The 258-nt window shown below is 68.2% G+C and carries 1 protein-coding gene; it reads right to left on the reverse strand.

The features are described 5' to 3' along the window. Positions 1 to 221, reverse strand: a 221-nt coding sequence (locus CVH10_RS26985; protein ID WP_219924999.1) for a hypothetical protein, incomplete at its 3' end; no start/stop codon positions are given. Between the last annotated feature and the right edge of the window lie 37 nt (positions 222 to 258).

The following is a 258-nucleotide window of genomic DNA, read 5'->3' on the forward strand; positions in this document are numbered from 1 at the left end:
AGGCCCGCATTCCACACACCCAGCATCGCTCCCGCAGCGATCCGCGCCCGCAACGCAGCGACCTGGGACGACGTGCCGTATCGAAACACGATTTGCACCGCATCGACATGCCCCTCCAGCAGGCGCCCGATGGGGAGATCCCGGCGTCCCGCAGCGTAAAGAGGGCGGAGCAGGTCCAGATATGCCTCGGGCGTCGTCGGATCGCCGGCGGGGTCGGTCACCCACCCTGCCGCGACGATCGCATGGCGCAGAGCTTTG

Origin of the sequence: Halomonas sp. ND22Bw (assembly GCF_003011945.1) — a bacterium.
GTDB lineage: Bacteria > Pseudomonadota > Gammaproteobacteria > Pseudomonadales > Halomonadaceae > Halomonas > Halomonas halophila.